The sequence below is a fragment of the Anoxybacillus sp. B2M1 genome (assembly GCF_001634265.1).
GTDB classification, from domain to species: Bacteria; Bacillota; Bacilli; order Bacillales; family Anoxybacillaceae; genus Anoxybacteroides; species Anoxybacteroides rupiense.
The window spans coordinates 87,346-103,454 of record NZ_CP015435.1; the positions used below are offsets into that span (position 1 = coordinate 87,346).

A 16,109-nucleotide genomic window follows, 5' to 3' on the forward strand; every position below is an offset into this window, starting at 1 on the left:
TTAACGACGAATATGGCAGAGCGGGAGGAAAAAGAATGGATTCCGTTTTTGACGAACTATATGAAAAATACCATCATGATCTGTTTCAATTTTTATTTTATATGGTGCGAGATCGCGAGCAAGCGGAAGACCTGGTTCAAGAAGTATACATAAAAGTGTTGAATTCATATGGACGTTTCGAAGGGCGCAGCAGCGAAAGAACATGGCTGCTATCGATTGCGCGCCATGTCGCCATCGATTTTTTTCGAAAGCAGAGAAGCTGGAGGGCTAAGATCATTGGATCATTTGATTGGACAGTTAAGCCCATTCAGGATCCGCAGGCGTTACCTGAGGAAGTAGCGCTGCAAAAAGAAGAAATTCAATTGATGTATCAATGTCTGGAAAGGTGCACGCTTGATCAAAGAAGCGTGCTGGTGCTTCGATTTATTCAAGGGCTATCGGTTTCAGAAACGGCTGAGGCGCTAGGATGGACGGAAAGCAAAGTAAAAACGACTCAGCATCGGGCGCTAAAGCATCTAAGACAGCAAATGGAGGAAGAGGCAGCGAAGGGAGGATGGCATCATGAAAAAATTCCAATGGAGTGAAGACGATATTCAAGTAGTGCTCAAGCAGATGCCGCTGGTGCATGACCGCCGCTCTAAAGAAGAGATTTATAACCAGATGCTTAAAAAGAAAAAAATAATTCGGAAAAATGGGCGAATCGTCTCCGCTCTTGTTTCTGTTGCTGCTGTTTGTTTTTTTATGATGATCGGTGCTTCTTTGAACTTGTCTTCGTCATCCAAAAAGGACAAAGCACAAGAACATGAAAACGAAATGAAAGTATTGATGAATGCGGAAGAATCGTCCCCAAAGCAAGCGGTGATGATGAGTACAGATTCAGCGGACAAAGTTGCTTCTCGCATTGTTAAGGATCGTAAGGTTGTGGTTTTAGCACTTCCGGACCTTAATAGAAAAGCGGTGATCCCCGTTAGCGTTTCTGCTTCACCAAACGAACATTCTCGAGAACGGCAGCTTCAATTCGCCAAAGAACAATTGGCGGGACAATTAGGTCTAGATAACCATTGGTTTGATCGAATAACGTTTTCTAATGCTTCTGACGATCAGACTGAATGGGCGGTACACGTTGCGAAAAAACATCCGGTTTTTTCTAATGATCCGGCCGTGACGACGGTGTTTCTCTCTAGCATTGAAGAAACGATCCGTTGGCTTGGAGGAACGAATGTCCAATTTTTCACAGAACATAAAAAAGGAATTAATTTGCCATCTATCGGTCGTCTGGAATCGCTGCGTGTCTCTCACAAAAAACGGGCGTATTATTTTTATCAGTCCGATCCGTCCCATCCTTTGTTTCTCGCACCATCGACTGAGCCTTTTTCAACTATTGAAGATGCATTTCAAAGCATGCAAAGGGTGAAAAGCGCCATTTTTCGTCCGTCTATTTCGCAACATGTACACATCATGGATATACAAAAACAAGGCAAGCATCTTATTGTTCAATTTACGCCCAGCTCTGTTTTGAATGAATCGGCTGCATCTCAATGGATGCTTGAAGCAATGCTGCTGACCGCGAGAGAATTTGGTTTTCATTCTGTTACGTTTTTGGGAGGCAACACGGAACAGGTGGGGCCTTATCGGTTGGGAGAAAGCATCCGTGTCCCGATTGCGCCGAATCCTCTATCCACACGCTAGCGAAAAACATCGGTGGTGGTGGAGGGTTTATTACAGTTTCGTAAAAACTGAAAGCGGACAGTTCTAATTGCTTCTCTTTTCACATAATACATATATGGTCAAAGGAATGAAAGGAGAGGGATTAGGCGATGGAAGATGTAATGAAACGGCTGCTTGCGGTGGCCGGCATGGTCATGTGTATTCGCTTGTTATTTTTCATTGGTCTTGCTGGATAATGGGTGAAAATTCAGGCAAATCATTGTCCTTCCGCTTAACAATAAGATATAATGAGGAAAACACAGTGGGAGGAGATTGTATGCTGACAGATTACCATAATCATTTGGAAAGGGGAACGCTGACGCTTGATTATTTAAAGCAATTCACCGACGAAGCGAAACGGAAAGGCATTCAGCATTTTGGCATTTCTGAGCATGCGTATCATTTTTATCAAACGAAAAACATTCTTTCCAACCCTTGGGTCGAAGAGCGGAGATATTATGATATGGCTGACTATGTCCGTTTGTTTCATGAGGCATGGGATGCGGGGATCGATGTGAAAATGTCGATTGAAATGGACTATACACCAGGAAAGCATGCAGAAATGGCGGCATTTATTCAAGCGTATGATTTTGACTATGTCATCGGTTCAATTCATTGGATCGATGATTTTGGCATTGATTTGGCTGAGTATCGAAAAGAATGGGAGCGTCGCGATTTATATGATACATATCGAAAATATTTCGATCAAGTTGTAACCTTGGCGGAATCGAACTTGTTCGATGTTATTGGGCATTTGGATCTAGTGAAAATCTTTAATTACGTGCCCAAAGATGAAGAGTTTTTGTTTGAGCAGTATGACAGGGCGACAACCGCTCTTGCCAATTCGAAAACGTGCGTGGAAATCAGCACGGCGGGCTTGCGCAAACCTGTAGGCGAACTGTACCCTGACAGACGCTTATTGCAAATGTGCCATGATAAACGAATTCCTATTGTGCTTTCATCAGATGCTCATGTTCCTGAACATGTTGGCGCTGATTTTGACCAAGCGATTGCGCTTGCTCGCGAAGTGGGCTATACAGAGTTGATCGCCTTCCATAAAGGTGAGCGGCAGGCGGTTCCGCTAGGATAATCAAAGAAAACGGCCGAATTTGCTAGCGGCAGGTCGGGACTTTTATCGTATCCCGACAGAAGACGCTCTTTCAGGTTTTCCAAAATCTCCCGCTTCGAAGCGAAAATGGGAGGGGTTCAAAGGAAGGACGAATTCAAGGAGTGGCTTCTTCCTTTAGAAGCGAATCAACGGAAAATGGCTTTTTCATCAAGGAACAAAGGTTAGCCAGTAAAAAGGAGAACGATGGCCCCGTTCTCCTTTTCTATTATTCTTTTATAGCTCCAGTTTTTTCGCTGATTCAATATCTTCAATATCAACCAGTTTTTCTAACAGCTCGTCGTCGAGTGGCTTATCTAACGAAAGCATCATAATCGCTCTTCCGCCGGCTTGTTGCCGTCCTACCTGCATGGTTGCGATATTAGCATGATGGCTGCCTAATACGTTTCCAACCTTTCCGATCATTCCTGGCTTATCTTGATGTTGAATATAGAGAAGATGTCCTTCTGGCGCAAAATCGATCGAAAAACCATCAAAATAGACGATGCGGTTTCCGTAATTTGGAATATGAGTACCCATAATAGTAAATGTTTTATTTTCGCCATACACGGTTACCGAAATGCAGTTGGCATAGCCATGTGTTTGATCAGAAAATTTTTCCCCGAATGTAATGCCGCGCTCTTTAGCGATCATAGCTGCATTGACTTCGTTGACAGTCGAAGCGACACGCGGTTTTAAAAAGCCAGCAAGCAGGCTTCGCGTGATGTAGGTTGTTTCTAAATCAGCCACGGTCCCTGCGTAAGTCACCGTAATCTCTTGAACAGGAAGATTCATATATTGGGAAGCAATCATTCCCATTTTTTTCGCAAGAGTATAGAATGATTGAATTTTTTCGTACAAATCTTTAGACAATGTTGGTAGGTTAATCGAAGATGTGACTGGTTTTCCGTTTAAAAACTGAAGAACTTCCTCTGCTACTTGGGTAGCCACATTAAGCTGTGCTTCTATTGTGGATGCTCCAAGATGTGGTGTGACAATGACGTTATCAAAAGAAAGAAGCGGATGATCTCCAGGAGGCTCTTGTTCAAACACATCAAGAGCAGCCCCAGCGACATGGCCGTTTTCTAAAAATTTGACAAGAGCCTGCTCATCGATGATTCCTCCACGGGCACAGTTTAGCAAGTAAACTCCTTTTTTCGTTTTGGCGAGATTTTTTTCGCCAAGCAGCCCCTTTGTTTCTTTGGTTAGCGGTGTATGTACCGTAATAATATCGGAGAGAGCGAGCACTTCATCAAGCGAGCAAATCGAAACACCAAGCTTTTCCGCCCGTTCCTTCGTTAAGAAAGGATCATATACATGAACATTCATGCCAAATGCGCGCGCACGTTTAGCGACTTCTGAGCCGATTCGGCCGAAGCCGACAATGCCTAAATGTTTGCCGTGCAATTCGGAGCCTACGAAGGCGGAACGGTTCCATTCGCGCGATTTTACAGAAACATGTGCTTGAGGGATGTGACGAACGAGTGCGGCCATCATGGCAAATGTATGCTCAGCTGTGGAAATCGTGTTGCCATTGGGAGCGTTAATGACAACGACACCGTGACGAGTGGCTGCTTCAACATCAATATTATCGACCCCAACCCCTGCGCGGCCGACAATTTTTAAATTTGGCATTTTCACTAAAAGATCTTCTGTTACTTTTGTAGCGCTGCGGACAAGCAAAGCATCGAATTCGTGCAATCGCTCTTCGGCTTCTGTTACCTTCTTTTGCACAACTTCAATATGTTCGGATTTTCTGAGGGGGGCTAGACCTTCTTCGCTGATTGGATCGGATACTAAAATACGAAACAAAATGATGCACTCCTTTCAGGAACAACAATTCTGAATTTCTGATAATTTATCATAGGAGAAATAGTCTGTCAACGAAATATCAAGAAGTCATACAAATGTAAGCGTTTTTATAAGAAATGTTCGGAATTTGCTAAAAAGGAAAGCCAAGCGGATGCTTTCCGCTTGGCTTCTCAAGTGATGGGTTTATTTTTTTGTTTCTTGGTAGCGGGCGATGCACTCTTCAATTAGCTTAGCCGCAGCTTCTGGGCCTTCCCAAGTGCCGATCTCTGTTCGCTTGCCCTGTAAATCTTTGTAGCGTTCAAAGAAGTGAGCGATTTCTTTTAATTTATGCTGCGGGAGGTCTTCGATGCTGCGAACTTCGTCGAAACGAGGATCTTCGACAGGGACACCGATGAGTTTAGCATCTTCTTCACCACTGTCTACCATATTTAAGTAACCGATGACGCGAGTATCAATAACGCAGCCAGGGAAGGTCGGATTGGTCGTGATGACTAAAATATCAAGCGGATCGCCATCAAGAGCAAGCGTATTCTCTAAATAACCATATTCTGCTGGATAAAACATTGGAGAGAATAATACACGATCTAGTTTAAAGATGCCGCGCTCTTTATCAAATTCATATTTGTTTTGACTGCCTGTCGGAATTTCGATAAACGCTTCTACTACTTTGTTTTCAAACGACATGACTCATTTCCTCCTTCTTGTATGTATGCGCTTCTATTATAAAACACAGTAGCAAAATATAGCAATATGCCTGTGGTGCTGAGTGGATGCTGAAAGCTCGTTTCTTGCAAACAGCTCCCATATCCATATAATATAGTCTATGAATCTATTCATTACTCGTGGAGCTAGTTGGGCATTATTAGCCATGATGATCAATACAACTTGATCTTTCAAACATTGCTCTTATATGACAGTCGATAGTTGGCGCTCGGTCACGCCAAAGTGTGGCCGTGACAAGTCACCGCCTTGCCTTTTGACCACGGGCTTTTACAGATACCATTCATTCATTAAATATATAGCCAATAAGGGAATCGATTGGATCTGGCGCCACGAATGATGAATGGATATTGAACACATTCACCGATCCATCTCTAAACGAAATGATTTGTTCCAATGTGCTGGTTTGTTGGGTTCAAGCCGATGGCACTACGAAAAGACAAATAAAATCCCCCTCTTACCTTGTTCAAGAGAGGGGGATGAGGACTTACTCAAACTTGTTTGGATCACCATCAAATGGCTCGTCAGCAACTTTGATGGAGTCAGTTGGACAGCCTTCAAACGCATCCATCATATCATCAAGGAGAATATCTGGAATTTCAACGATTCCTTGGTTATCATCAAGCGTTACATAGGCAATTCCTTCATCATCGTAGTCGTAAATGTCTGGAGCCGCAGCGCCGCAAGCACCGCAAGCAATACAGGTTTCTTTATCAACAATCGTATACTTTGGCATAAAATGACCTCCCCAATTCGATTTGCGCCGGTGAATAGACCGTGCATATGTAACCAAAACATATTCTCTATCCCTATAATAAAGTGCTTTGTCCAACTTTTCAACCTAAAAGTCAAGTGAGAATAGCTCTCATAGCTGTATAGATCAAGCATCGCTGTTAATCTATCCACTGTGAAGTCTTCCATCTCTAAGCGGAGGGAATGGATTCCGAGTTGTCTTTTTGAGATGGTACCCGGGGACTTATCAAGCGAAGAAGCGGTAAAGACAAGTGATGAAACTTCCTCGGTCCGCTGCAGCTATCCATCCTCTCTCTATTCGAGCTCCTTAAGTTTATATTTATTATATACACGAACAGGATGAACGTTTCCACTTCATTCGAGTTTTGGTACAATCGATGTAGGCTGGGATCGATATGATAAAAAGATGTAGAATGATGAAGGATGACTGGCGGCTTTTTGAGGATCTGTTCGTTTGCTGGCAACAAAAGCGCGAATGAAGAACAGGGGCAACTTCCGCCATGTCCAAGAAGAAGACCAGAACATCCGCTCGTTCCTGATAGATGCTCATTTTTTGGAAGCAATATGACTTGTAAGAGGCGATGATGGATGGATAGGACCTTGCATTTTCTTCTTTTATTTTGTTTACAGCGTTTTAACGGTGAACGTTCTCTATCGGCTGTTTACCATTTACTTTCGGGAAAGAAATCAGCGCAAACGCTGCAAGATAGCAAATGGTTCCGACTAGAGAAATTATTTGGAGCATATAAGGACGTTTCCGGGTACGAGCTTGAGAAGGCGGCTGCAGAGCTTATGACCGACCAATGTCTCTCACTTGTCGGTGACCGTTCCTATGTATTAACAGAAAAAGGTGAGGAACAGCTCAAACATTGGCTCCCCTCTGCTCGTTTTTTGCAGCACTTAAATGGATTTTTATATCATTCGGTAGATACCTTATTTTGGTACCGGCTGTCGCTTTTGGTGCAGACAATTTCTAACCTTGTTCATAAATGCCGATTTGAACCGATTCATCGACATGAAGCAACGTTTGAATGGGTAAAGAGATACATATTTTCACAAAAACGCACAGCTTCTGAATGGGCGCATGCTTTGTATAACGAGCTGGTGGATCTGCTTACAGCGCTGTCGGATGAAGAGGCGGAGATGTTAACGCTACGGCTTACCAGCTTTGAACGGATTGGCTGGACAAATGAGCAGTTAGCCGCTTTCTTCAACAAAGATTCGCTTTACATTCAGCTTATGCTCCAGCATGTTCTTCACTATATGATGGAAAGGCTGGTGCGTGATGCCGCTTCCTTTCCGATTTTGCACGCATTAGCGCGCGATCTCGTTTCTCCTGTTTCGTTGACGCGATCGGCGCAAAAAACGTATGAGTGGCTGCAAAGTCAAAAGGATATTGAAGAAATAGCCCGGATTCGTGGATTAAAACGGAGTACAATTGAAGATCATATTGTGGAAATTGCTGCGAATGTTCCCGGTTTTTCGATTGCACCATTTGTTGATGAAAAAACGAGAAGAAATGTTATGAAAGCAACAAAAGAACTGGGAACCAAACAATTAAGAAGGATCCGTGAGGCCGTTGGAGATCATGTCAGTTATTTTGAAATTCGGTTGATCTTGGCAAAGGCAGGGGAAGCTGGTGAATCTTGAACAATTATTGGAGAAAGCGTTTGGTTATCGTTCGTTTCGACCGGGACAAAAAGAAATTATCGAAGATGTTTTGAAGGGAAACGATGTATTGGCGATGCTGCCAACAGGTGGAGGAAAATCGCTTTGCTATCAGCTTCCTGGTTATATTTTTTCTGGTCGTATTTTAATTATTTCTCCGCTTGTTTCATTGATGGAGGATCAAGTACAGCAGCTACGAAAGCGCGGGGAAAAGAGAGTGATTGCGATTAATAGCTTTCTAGCAAGCCACTTGAAGCAGGCGGCACTGACCGATTTGCGCCCATTCCGCTTTATTTATGCATCTCCAGAAATATTGCAATCACCAAAATGGATAGAAGCCTTACAGAAGGCGGGAATCTCTTTATTTGTTGTGGATGAAGCTCACTGTATTTCACAGTGGGGACATGATTTCCGTCCTGATTTTTTGAAGCTTGGCCATATTCGCCATCAGCTTGGAAATCCGCCTTGTTTAGCATTAACGGCTACAGCACCTCCCGAAGTTATAAATGATATTTTAGCTACATTGCAGTTGAAGAAGGCACAGCTGCACATTCATCCTGTCGATCGTCCGAATATTGTGATGAAGGTGGAGTGTGTTCCATCCGTTGAAGAAAAAGTAGAGAGGATATTTCATTATGTAAAAATATTGCAAGGCCCAGGCATGATCTACGTTTCAAGCCGACAATGGGCCGAGGTCCTTGCCCGCAAACTGCAGGTGGAAGGAATGGAGAAGGTGGCCTATTATCATGGAGGAATGGATGCGGAGCAGCGCATGCTTATTCAACAACAGTTTTTGTGCGATCAGCTGCAGCTTGTCTGCTGTACAAGTGCTTTTGGAATGGGCGTAAACAAAGAAAATGTTCGTTATGTGATTCATTTTCATTTGCCCGGACAAATAGAAGCGTACATGCAAGAAATTGGACGAGCAGGCCGCGATGGGAAAAATAGTGTTGCGATTTTACTGTATACCCACGGCGATGAGGAAATGGTACAATCACTTATAGAAACAGAGCTGCCAGCTCGTGAACAAATTCGGTTGTTTATAGAGCATAAGAGATCTTCAGAACCTGAATGGTCTTTGCAGGTACCTAGTACGATGCTAGGTCTGAGCGACACGCAATGGCGAATTTTGCAATACATGTTTGAAAGTGAGCAACTAGCTTCGCAGGACCTTGAAAAGGTGGAAGCGGACATGTTACAAATGATCGAGGCAAGAAGGAGATGGAAGCAAAAAAAGCTACAGCAAATGCTGAGATGGCTGTTCCATTCCTCGTGCCGCCGCCAACAGCTTTTATCGTATTTTGATCAGCGGCTTGTACAAAAGCCAAGCATGTGCTGTGACATATGCGGTTTTTCGCTTCATCACTATGAAAAACGTGCAGCGCAGAACGAAGACACATGGACGTTCCACAGCTGGCAAAAAGAACTGCAGCGAATGTTTTTTGAAATGGGGAGCCTTCATGAGCAGACAAAGTAAACAAATTCAAGCCATGAGTGATCGAGAAGTACTGCGTCATTTATATGTGACGCAAGGGCTGCTCCTCATTATTTCCAGCGGGTTAGGATGGTTTTTGTTGGATGGGACGTCATTCGAACGAATGTGGCGCTGGGAGACCGCGACAGTTGTTTTATACGGGGGCGGTGGCGCGCTTCTGGTACTGGCGCTTGAGTTTTTGCTGCTTCGCTATTTGCCAAAAGAGTGGTATGACGATGGAGGCATTAATGAGAAGCTGTTTCAAACTCGTTCACTTCCTCACTTGCTTTGGCTATGCCTTGTGATCGCTTTTACTGAGGAATGGCTGTTTCGAGGGGTCCTTCAGACACGTTTCGGCTTATTGGCAGCAAGCCTTATTTTTGCTGTTTTACATGTTCGTTATTTGGCAAAATGGTTTTCGTTTATCATGGTGATGCTGCTAAGCTTTTTTCTCGGCTATCTTTATGCTTGGACCGGAATTCTTTGGGTCACCATTTCCGCCCATTTTTTCATTAATTTTGTGCTGGCTGTTCATATTCGCCTTGACTATCTTCAAGCGAAGCATCCAGAGGATTGAGGTGAACAATATTGAAGCATGCTTATGACCAAGCTGAGCTGTTGCGTCAGCAAACCAATGATTGGAGGCAGCCTGAAAAAAAAATGGATGTGCTTGCTCTCCCGTCTCGCAGTGAAGTACATAAACGGAAACGGACGAAACAAAAGAAGAAAAAAAGAAAATGGAAAATCAAATATCCGCTGATCCGGCTATTATTCGTATTTTTTATTCTTTTACCTGTTACGATTTTAATTGTCCATCATCTGTATGATGATGACTTGCCTGTCGTCACGGTGCAAACAAGCAGCAGCTACGAGCCGATTGATATTGAAAGAGAGCAAAGCGAAAGCGAGAAAATACCAAAGCAGCCAACACAGCAGAAGACGATCGCAAAGTCTGATACAGAGAATTCTGAAGCCGCGGAGAAAAAGCAGGAAAAACCGCAAGTCACGACGCATGTCGTCAAAGAAAACGAGACGCTTTTTAGCATTGCGATGGATTACTACAAAACGGAAAAAGGAATGGAGATTATTAAAAAATGGAACCATCTCCAAACTTCACGGCTCCATAAAGGACAGGTTTTGCAAATCCCCAATATTTCATTAAAGTGAAGGGACGAATATCGTCTCTTTTTTTGTTCTATTTTATTGTGCTTGTACATAAGATGGAAGTAACCATTTAGTTAAAGGGGAACGGTTGCCGTGGATGAATGGCTTTCGGGACTAAAGGATGAAGTAACAAAGCAAATGCTGCTCGGGGTGATTGAAAAAAAAGAAAGATGGGAGAGATTCAAACAAAAAGTGAAAATGCTACAAATCGTGACAAGTATCGGATTTATATTGTTTTTTCTATATATTATATGGGAGATCGCGCCTTTGGGCGGTACGGTTGCTAATGTGATGACACAGTTTTTCGGAAAAGTAGAGCACTTATATGCTTTATTGCTTTTGTTTACGTTGTATTGGGCTATATCATTTTACAAGAACAAATGTGAGAAAGCAGAAGAGGAATTTCATTTGCTGCGCTGTGAAATTATTCAAAAAAGTGCTGAATTATGGAAAAATGAGGAAGAATGGAAGGAACGGCATAAATGGTTTGAAATGATGAAAGCGAAATATGATATTAACTTATTTTATGAAAATAGCTGAATGAGGCGATCATTCAGCTATTCTCCGTCCTTCGAAAATAACATTGATTTTGCACGTTCTGCCATTATTAAAAAATCTTTTTGCGGTCACGTTCTTCTTTTAAAATTTCAACCGCTTCACGGAATCGTTGAGCATGAACGATTTCTCGCTCGCGTAAAAACCGCAAACCATCATTTAAATCAGGGTCGTCGCTCATATTAATAATCCATTGATAGGTCGCCCTTGCTTTTTCTTCGGCCGCGATATCCTCATATAAATCAGCGATTGGATCGCCTTTCGCTTGAATATAGGCGGCTGTCCATGGTACCCCTGCGGCGTTGTTATAAAAAAGAGCGCGATCGTGATTGACGTAGTGGGCATCTAAGCCGGCTTCTTTTAACTGCTCGAGGGTTGCGTCCTTGGTTAATTTGTAGACCATGGTGGCGATCATTTCTAAATGGGCAAACTCCTCTGTGCCGATATCAGTCAATAATGCAATCACCTTATCAGGAATAGAGTATCGTTGATTTAAGTAGCGAAGAGCGGCCGCAAGCTCGCCATCAGCTCCGCCATATTGTTCAATTAGATATTTCGCTAATTTGGGATTACATGTGCTGACACGCACGGGATACTGTAACTTTTTTTCATAAATCCACATGTTGCTTCCCCCTTGATCTCGTCATTTACACTTGCCATGGCCATGGAGTATCGTCCCAATTCCAAGGGTAGCTCGAATAACTATTGCCGAATTGCTGGAGAGGGCCATAGGTTTCTTCATATTGTTTTTTTAATTGTTTTCTTTTTTGAGCGAATTGGTTAAATTGCTGAATGGCTTGATAATCATTTGGATGAGTGTCAAGGTAGAGAGTTAATTCAACAAGCACAAAATCAACAGCCTGCAATTGTTCAAGCAACTCATAATATTCTTTTGGTAGCTGCTTCATTTGTAATCACCCTTGTTTGCCATTTCGTATGGGCTGTAATAAGGATCGTAAAATACCTTCCAAAGCGTTCCTTTTTGTAATGCTTCATGAGGAGAAAATTGCGGCAAGTTTGGCGGTTGGAAGCCGAGGTATAAATTCGGTGCCGTCACATATGTTTTGACACGGATCGGCGGGCAAGGGTCAAATGGGCTGATATATGGATAGTACTGCTTTCGCGTAGTGAACATGCATACGCCTCCTTTACAATCAAGCTTCAGTCTATGTTTATGCATACGTTTCTTTTTTCATGAATACATGTAAAGAATAGGGAGGGATGAGATGCGGCAGCAGCTTTTTTATGTGGCGATTGGCTATGTATGTGGCTATTTGATGATTTCCTGGATGCCAGATGTGACTCCGTTTACTTGGGTCAACTTTTTGGCTGATTTTACATTTCGCCCGCTGCACTCATTTTTGGCAATGGCTTGCTTTTTTATTGGCTTTCTTGCCAATGCCATGGCCATCCGAACAATGGTGGAAGGGGCGGTTCAGTTTTTCGTTAGGAAAATCGTCAATTGGTATGAATGGCTAGCGAGTTATACGGTAGTGGGCAGCTTTTATTGGTTGTTTCATCTTAATAAACGCTTATCGCTTTTATTTTTCATTTTTTCTGTTGTTTATGGTATGATAGCGGTAGATTTTTCATCTGGTCATCGGTATAAAAAGCTTTTGTAGGAGAAGAATTTATGATGATGCTGGTTCTGTTTTTTTGTATAGGCTTGGTCGCATATATGTGGTGGGAAGCGCACCGAAATCGGATTGTGAACGTACATGTAGCATTTTCCGATTTTCCGAAAAGCTTTCGGGCGTTGACCATCTTTTTTATTTCCGATATTCATCGCCGCCGCGTGTCTAAAAAAATCATTGAGCAAGCGCAGGAGAAGGCAGATATCGTTGTTATTGGCGGAGATTTGACAGAAAAAGGAGTACCATTGGCACGCACAAAAGAAAATATACGGCGTTTAAAGCAAATTGCGCCGACGTATTTTGTTTGGGGAAATAATGATTATGAAGCGGATTATGAAAGACTGGACGCGCTTTTGCGGCAGGAAGGCATCCATGTTCTAGATAACCGAGCAGTTACGCTTCGGTCCAAAGAAGGAGAAAAAGTAGCATTGATTGGGATTGATGATGTTAGCAAGAGGAAAGCACGCCTTGATTCTGCATTGTTTGGCGTGGAAGAAGAAGCATTCCGCATTATTGCTTGCCATAATCCAGAAATAAAAAGGAAAATTCGTCCCGCTCACCGCATTGCGCTTGTACTCAGCGGGCATACTCACGGGGGGCAAATTCGTTTGGGACGTTTTGGAATTAAGGAAAAAGGAGGACTGAAACAAATCAAACAAACGGTTCTGTTCATAAGCAACGGATATGGGACAAGGCGCATTCCCTTGCGTTTTGGAGCGCCTGCTGAAGCGAATCTAATTACGATTGAGTGCAAAGCTGAAGATGCTCCAAGAGCCTAGATTTTTCTGCTTTTATCTATAATATACGTCAATATATGTTCATGACGAAAATAGTGATTATTAGGAAAGATAGAAATGGGGTTTTATGGAATTGATGCAGTTTTCTTATTGGCGAATAGGAAGTGTTTGCAGGATAGCTGCACCTAAACATTTTTACATCATTCACCGAAAAGTCTCCCCCTCTTGACGGAGTGCAGGTGGGGGAGATTTATTTTAGAGCACTTGTGATGCAGAATCAAATGGATTCACTTATGGTCATCGTTTCATGTAATGCCACACTAGCGCCACGGGTATGGGAGCTTCTTTGCTCGGCAACAGGACAAGCTTTGATTGTAACTCTGTCTGGTTTGCAAAGGAATATCGTTGAACAGATCGTGATGTTTGGCTGGAGATTGCATAAAAAATCCGCAAATTCAATTTTATGAACGTTTCTTAAGCTGCTTTGTTGCTTCATAAATGAGGAAGTAAGAAAAAACTACATATTTGCACATATTATGCTTGTCTAAATAGATAAAAACGATGTAAACTCAATAATAACAATAGAACCATTTACAGTTTCTTTCATACAATGAACATAAGAAGATGGCTGTGTAGGTAAGGAGGGGTGTTGATGCGCCTTGAACGCTTAACCCACAACAAAATAAAAATTTTCCTCACCTTTGATGATTTAATGGATCGCGGCTTAACGAAAGATGATTTATGGAAAGACACGTTTAAAGTGCAGCAATTGTTTCGCGACATGATTGAGGAAGCCAACGAAGAACTTGGTTTTGAAGTAAATGGCTCCATTGCGGTGGAAGTATACTCTTTACCGGCACAGGGAATGGTTGTGATCGTAACGAGCGAAGACCAAGAGCATGATTTTGACGAAGAGTTTGCTGATGATTATATTGAAATGCAAGTGACGCTCGATGAGAGCGAGGATATATTTTATGAGTTCCAAACGTTTGAAGATGTCATCCAGTTGGCTCATCGTCTTTCTGCTATTGGCTGCGTGGACGGCACGCTGTATTCGTATAATCAACGCTTTTATTTGCACGTCTCAGAAGAGCCGCCTGTTGCTGCCGATGATTTTATCGCTATATTAGCGGAGTTTGGCAGCTCATCGACGATCACGATTCATCGTGTTGCAGAATATGGAAAAAAAATAATGGACCATCGTGCCATTGAACAACTTGTTCGATATTTTCCGGCTTAATCGCTTTTTTGATTCAGACTCCTGAGCAAAGGAGTCTGATTTTTATTTTTTCAGAAAACATTATACAATGGATGTATAGAACGAGGCTGAAAAATACAGTTGTTGATATAGTAAAGAATGTAAGCGGTTGCAAATCAAGAAAAAACAAATAAAAAATTGATTTTTTTACTTTGCATAAACAAGAGGAAGGTGTATACTATGACATGAAAGGTGGACAATATCATTATCAAGTGATTTGTATGGGAGGTTTACGTATGGTAGCCGACAAGCATACCAGCGAAGAAAAGCAAGAAGAAAAACACGACGTTTTAAAAGCAACGCAAATCGTCATACATAGAGCGTTGGAAAAGCTCGGTTATCCTGAAGAGGTATATGAGCTATTAAAAGAGCCGATTCGCATGCTGACAGTGAAAATTCCTGTGCGCATGGATGACGGTACTGTAAAAATTTTTACCGGCTACCGTGCCCAACATAATGATGCGGTTGGACCAACAAAAGGGGGTATCCGCTTTCATCCGAACGTTACAGAACGTGAAGTGAAAGCGTTATCGATTTGGATGAGCTTAAAATGCGGGATTGTTGATTTACCGTATGGCGGCGGAAAAGGCGGGATTGTTTGCGATCCGCGCAATATGTCGTTCCGTGAGCTAGAGCGGCTAAGCCGCGGATATGTCCGCGCAATCAGCCAAATCGTCGGGCCGACAAAAGACATTCCGGCTCCAGATGTCTTTACGAACTCGCAAATTATGGCATGGATGATGGATGAGTATAGCCGTATTGACGAGTTTAATTCTCCTGGATTCATTACAGGAAAACCGCTTGTGTTGGGTGGTTCACACGGTCGTGAAACAGCCACAGCGAAAGGGGTCACGATTTGCATTCGCGAAGCTGCGAAAAAGCGCGGCATTCAACTGGAAGGCGCGCGTGTTGTTGTGCAAGGATTCGGAAATGCAGGCAGCTTTTTAGCGAAGTTTATGCATGATGCCGGCGCAAAAGTGATCGGTATTTCCGATGCATATGGCGCGCTTTACGATCCGAACGGCTTGGATATTGATTACTTGCTTGACCGTCGAGATAGCTTTGGAACTGTCACGAAGCTATTTAAAAATACAATAACCAATAAAGAGCTTTTAGAGCTAGAGTGCGATATCTTAGTTCCAGCAGCAATTGAAAACCAAATTACTGAAGAAAATGCCCACAACATCAAAGCGAAAATTGTTGTTGAAGCGGCTAACGGTCCAACAACGCTGGAAGCGACAGAAATTTTAACACAGCGTGGCGTTCTCATCGTTCCAGATGTATTGGCAAGCGCCGGCGGTGTAACCGTTTCTTACTTTGAATGGGTGCAAAACAATCAAGGGTACTATTGGACAGAGGAAGAAGTTGAAGAAAAACTTGAAAAAGTGATGATAAAAGCATTCAACAACGTGTATGAAACCGCTCAGACACGCCGAGTGGATATGCGCTTGGCCGCTTATATGGTTGGCGTTAGAAAAATGGCCGAAGCTTGCCGTTTCCGCGGATGGATTTAATTGAAATC

The 16,109-nt window shown here is 42.8% G+C and carries 18 protein-coding genes; 12 read left to right on the plus strand and 6 right to left on the minus strand.

Going from position 1 to position 16,109, the window contains the following annotated elements; translation table 11 throughout:
* The first annotated feature begins 35 nt into the window (after nt 1–35).
* The 3 genes from sigX (at nt 36) to GFC28_RS00500 (ending at nt 2,797) form a co-directional block, all read left to right on the plus strand.
* Nucleotides 36–584 (plus strand): RNA polymerase sigma factor SigX, encoded by a 549-nt coding sequence (gene sigX, locus GFC28_RS00490; RefSeq protein ID WP_044742210.1) that lies wholly within the window; start codon nt 36–38, stop codon nt 582–584.
* Nucleotides 562–1,689, plus strand: a complete 1,128-nt coding sequence (locus GFC28_RS00495; RefSeq protein ID WP_044742211.1) for a hypothetical protein — start codon at nt 562–564, stop codon at nt 1,687–1,689. Before sigX ends, GFC28_RS00495 begins: the two co-directional genes overlap by 23 nt.
* A 295-nt stretch (nt 1,690–1,984) precedes the next feature.
* The gene (locus GFC28_RS00500) at nt 1,985–2,797 is read left to right on the plus strand and encodes a histidinol-phosphatase (RefSeq protein WP_044742212.1); all 813 of its coding nucleotides are present in this window, start codon (nt 1,985–1,987) and stop codon (nt 2,795–2,797) included.
* A gap of 252 nt (nt 2,798–3,049) precedes the next feature.
* On the opposite strand, the gene serA is transcribed toward GFC28_RS00500, so the two are convergent.
* The 3 genes from serA to GFC28_RS00515 all read right to left on the minus strand — a co-directional run bounded on the left by serA (nt 3,050) and on the right by GFC28_RS00515 (nt 6,080).
* Nucleotides 3,050–4,624: a phosphoglycerate dehydrogenase gene (gene serA, locus GFC28_RS00505; RefSeq protein ID WP_044742213.1), complete on the minus strand. Its 1,575-nt coding sequence runs from the start codon at nt 4,622–4,624 to the stop codon at nt 3,050–3,052.
* 183 nt (nt 4,625–4,807) lie between these two features.
* A complete protein-coding gene (locus GFC28_RS00510) occupies nt 4,808–5,308 on the minus strand; it encodes an inorganic diphosphatase (protein WP_044742214.1) in 501 nt (166 codons plus the stop codon).
* A 523-nt stretch (nt 5,309–5,831) separates the two neighbouring features.
* Entirely contained in the window at nt 5,832–6,080 is a 249-nt protein-coding gene (locus GFC28_RS00515; protein WP_044742215.1) for a ferredoxin, read from the minus strand.
* A 605-nt stretch (nt 6,081–6,685) separates the two neighbouring features.
* On the opposite strand from GFC28_RS00515, the gene GFC28_RS00520 reads away from it, so the two are divergent.
* The 5 genes from GFC28_RS00520 to GFC28_RS00540 all read left to right on the plus strand — a co-directional run bounded on the left by GFC28_RS00520 (nt 6,686) and on the right by GFC28_RS00540 (nt 10,943).
* The gene (locus tag GFC28_RS00520) at nt 6,686–7,747 is read left to right on the plus strand and encodes a YpbB family protein (protein ID WP_044742216.1); all 1,062 of its coding nucleotides are present in this window, start codon (nt 6,686–6,688) and stop codon (nt 7,745–7,747) included.
* Entirely contained in the window at nt 7,734–9,242 is a 1,509-nt protein-coding gene (locus GFC28_RS00525; RefSeq protein ID WP_044742217.1) for a RecQ family ATP-dependent DNA helicase, read from the plus strand. The genes GFC28_RS00520 and GFC28_RS00525 overlap by 14 nt, the downstream gene beginning before the upstream one ends.
* Nucleotides 9,226–9,816 carry a CPBP family intramembrane glutamic endopeptidase gene (locus tag GFC28_RS00530; RefSeq protein ID WP_044742218.1) on the plus strand — a complete coding sequence of 197 codons (591 nt, stop codon included), beginning with the start codon at nt 9,226–9,228 and terminating at the stop codon, nt 9,814–9,816. The genes GFC28_RS00525 and GFC28_RS00530 overlap by 17 nt, the downstream gene beginning before the upstream one ends.
* A gap of 11 nt (nt 9,817–9,827) precedes the next feature.
* Complete coding sequence (locus tag GFC28_RS00535; RefSeq protein ID WP_044742219.1) at nt 9,828–10,406, plus strand: LysM peptidoglycan-binding domain-containing protein; 579 nt, start codon at nt 9,828–9,830, stop codon at nt 10,404–10,406.
* 135 nt (nt 10,407–10,541) lie between these two features.
* Entirely contained in the window at nt 10,542–10,943 is a 402-nt protein-coding gene (locus tag GFC28_RS00540; RefSeq protein WP_044742315.1) for a DUF2663 family protein, read from the plus strand.
* A 67-nt stretch (nt 10,944–11,010) separates the two neighbouring features.
* Here the strand turns inward: GFC28_RS00540 and GFC28_RS00545 are convergent, their stop codons facing one another.
* From GFC28_RS00545 to GFC28_RS00555, 3 genes are read right to left on the minus strand one after another with little or no spacing between them, the layout of a single operon-like run.
* Nucleotides 11,011–11,580, minus strand: coding sequence for a manganese catalase family protein (locus GFC28_RS00545; RefSeq protein WP_044742220.1), 570 nt, complete (start codon nt 11,578–11,580; stop codon nt 11,011–11,013).
* 25 nt (nt 11,581–11,605) lie between these two features.
* Nucleotides 11,606–11,866 carry a spore coat protein CotJB gene (locus GFC28_RS00550; RefSeq protein WP_044742221.1) on the minus strand — a complete coding sequence of 87 codons (261 nt, stop codon included), beginning with the start codon at nt 11,864–11,866 and terminating at the stop codon, nt 11,606–11,608.
* The gene (locus GFC28_RS00555) at nt 11,863–12,093 is read right to left on the minus strand and encodes a spore coat associated protein CotJA (protein WP_044742222.1); all 231 of its coding nucleotides are present in this window, start codon (nt 12,091–12,093) and stop codon (nt 11,863–11,865) included. Before GFC28_RS00555 ends, GFC28_RS00550 begins: the two co-directional genes overlap by 4 nt.
* 91 nt (nt 12,094–12,184) lie before the next feature.
* Here GFC28_RS00555 and GFC28_RS00560 point away from each other — a divergent pair, with 91 nt between their 5' ends.
* The 4 genes from GFC28_RS00560 to GFC28_RS00580 all read left to right on the plus strand — a co-directional run bounded on the left by GFC28_RS00560 (nt 12,185) and on the right by GFC28_RS00580 (nt 16,101).
* Complete coding sequence (locus GFC28_RS00560) at nt 12,185–12,580, plus strand: hypothetical protein (RefSeq protein WP_044742223.1); 396 nt, start codon at nt 12,185–12,187, stop codon at nt 12,578–12,580.
* Nucleotides 12,581–12,594: 14 nt separating this feature from the next.
* Complete coding sequence (locus tag GFC28_RS00565; protein WP_139788138.1) at nt 12,595–13,371, plus strand: metallophosphoesterase; 777 nt, start codon at nt 12,595–12,597, stop codon at nt 13,369–13,371.
* A 610-nt stretch (nt 13,372–13,981) separates the two neighbouring features.
* Nucleotides 13,982–14,569 (plus strand): genetic competence negative regulator, encoded by a 588-nt coding sequence (locus GFC28_RS00575; protein WP_044742225.1) that lies wholly within the window; start codon nt 13,982–13,984, stop codon nt 14,567–14,569.
* A gap of 254 nt (nt 14,570–14,823) precedes the next feature.
* Entirely contained in the window at nt 14,824–16,101 is a 1,278-nt protein-coding gene (locus tag GFC28_RS00580) for a Glu/Leu/Phe/Val family dehydrogenase (RefSeq protein WP_044742226.1), read from the plus strand.
* The last annotated feature ends 8 nt before the right edge of the window (nt 16,102–16,109 follow it).

Bases quoted from the DNA above. Each gene is read 5' to 3' on its own strand.
- sigX (WP_044742210.1), top strand. From the start codon at position 36: ATGGATTCCGTTTTTGACGAACTATATGAAAAATACCATCATGATCTG.
- GFC28_RS00495 (WP_044742211.1), top strand. From the start codon at position 562: ATGAAAAAATTCCAATGGAGTGAAGACGATATTCAAGTAGTGCTCAAG.
- GFC28_RS00500 (WP_044742212.1), top strand. From the start codon at position 1,985: ATGCTGACAGATTACCATAATCATTTGGAAAGGGGAACGCTGACGCTT.
- GFC28_RS00510 (WP_044742214.1), bottom strand. From the start codon at position 5,308: ATGTCGTTTGAAAACAAAGTAGTAGAAGCGTTTATCGAAATTCCGACA.
- GFC28_RS00515 (WP_044742215.1), bottom strand. From the start codon at position 6,080: ATGCCAAAGTATACGATTGTTGATAAAGAAACCTGTATTGCTTGCGGT.
- GFC28_RS00520 (WP_044742216.1), top strand. From the start codon at position 6,686: ATGGATAGGACCTTGCATTTTCTTCTTTTATTTTGTTTACAGCGTTTT.
- GFC28_RS00530 (WP_044742218.1), top strand. From the start codon at position 9,226: ATGAGCAGACAAAGTAAACAAATTCAAGCCATGAGTGATCGAGAAGTA.
- GFC28_RS00540 (WP_044742315.1), top strand. From the start codon at position 10,542: ATGCTGCTCGGGGTGATTGAAAAAAAAGAAAGATGGGAGAGATTCAAA.
- GFC28_RS00545 (WP_044742220.1), bottom strand. From the start codon at position 11,580: ATGTGGATTTATGAAAAAAAGTTACAGTATCCCGTGCGTGTCAGCACA.
- GFC28_RS00550 (WP_044742221.1), bottom strand. From the start codon at position 11,866: ATGAAGCAGCTACCAAAAGAATATTATGAGTTGCTTGAACAATTGCAG.
- GFC28_RS00555 (WP_044742222.1), bottom strand. From the start codon at position 12,093: ATGTTCACTACGCGAAAGCAGTACTATCCATATATCAGCCCATTTGAC.
- GFC28_RS00560 (WP_044742223.1), top strand. From the start codon at position 12,185: ATGCGGCAGCAGCTTTTTTATGTGGCGATTGGCTATGTATGTGGCTAT.
- GFC28_RS00565 (WP_139788138.1), top strand. From the start codon at position 12,595: ATGATGCTGGTTCTGTTTTTTTGTATAGGCTTGGTCGCATATATGTGG.
- GFC28_RS00575 (WP_044742225.1), top strand. From the start codon at position 13,982: ATGCGCCTTGAACGCTTAACCCACAACAAAATAAAAATTTTCCTCACC.
- GFC28_RS00580 (WP_044742226.1), top strand. From the start codon at position 14,824: ATGGTAGCCGACAAGCATACCAGCGAAGAAAAGCAAGAAGAAAAACAC.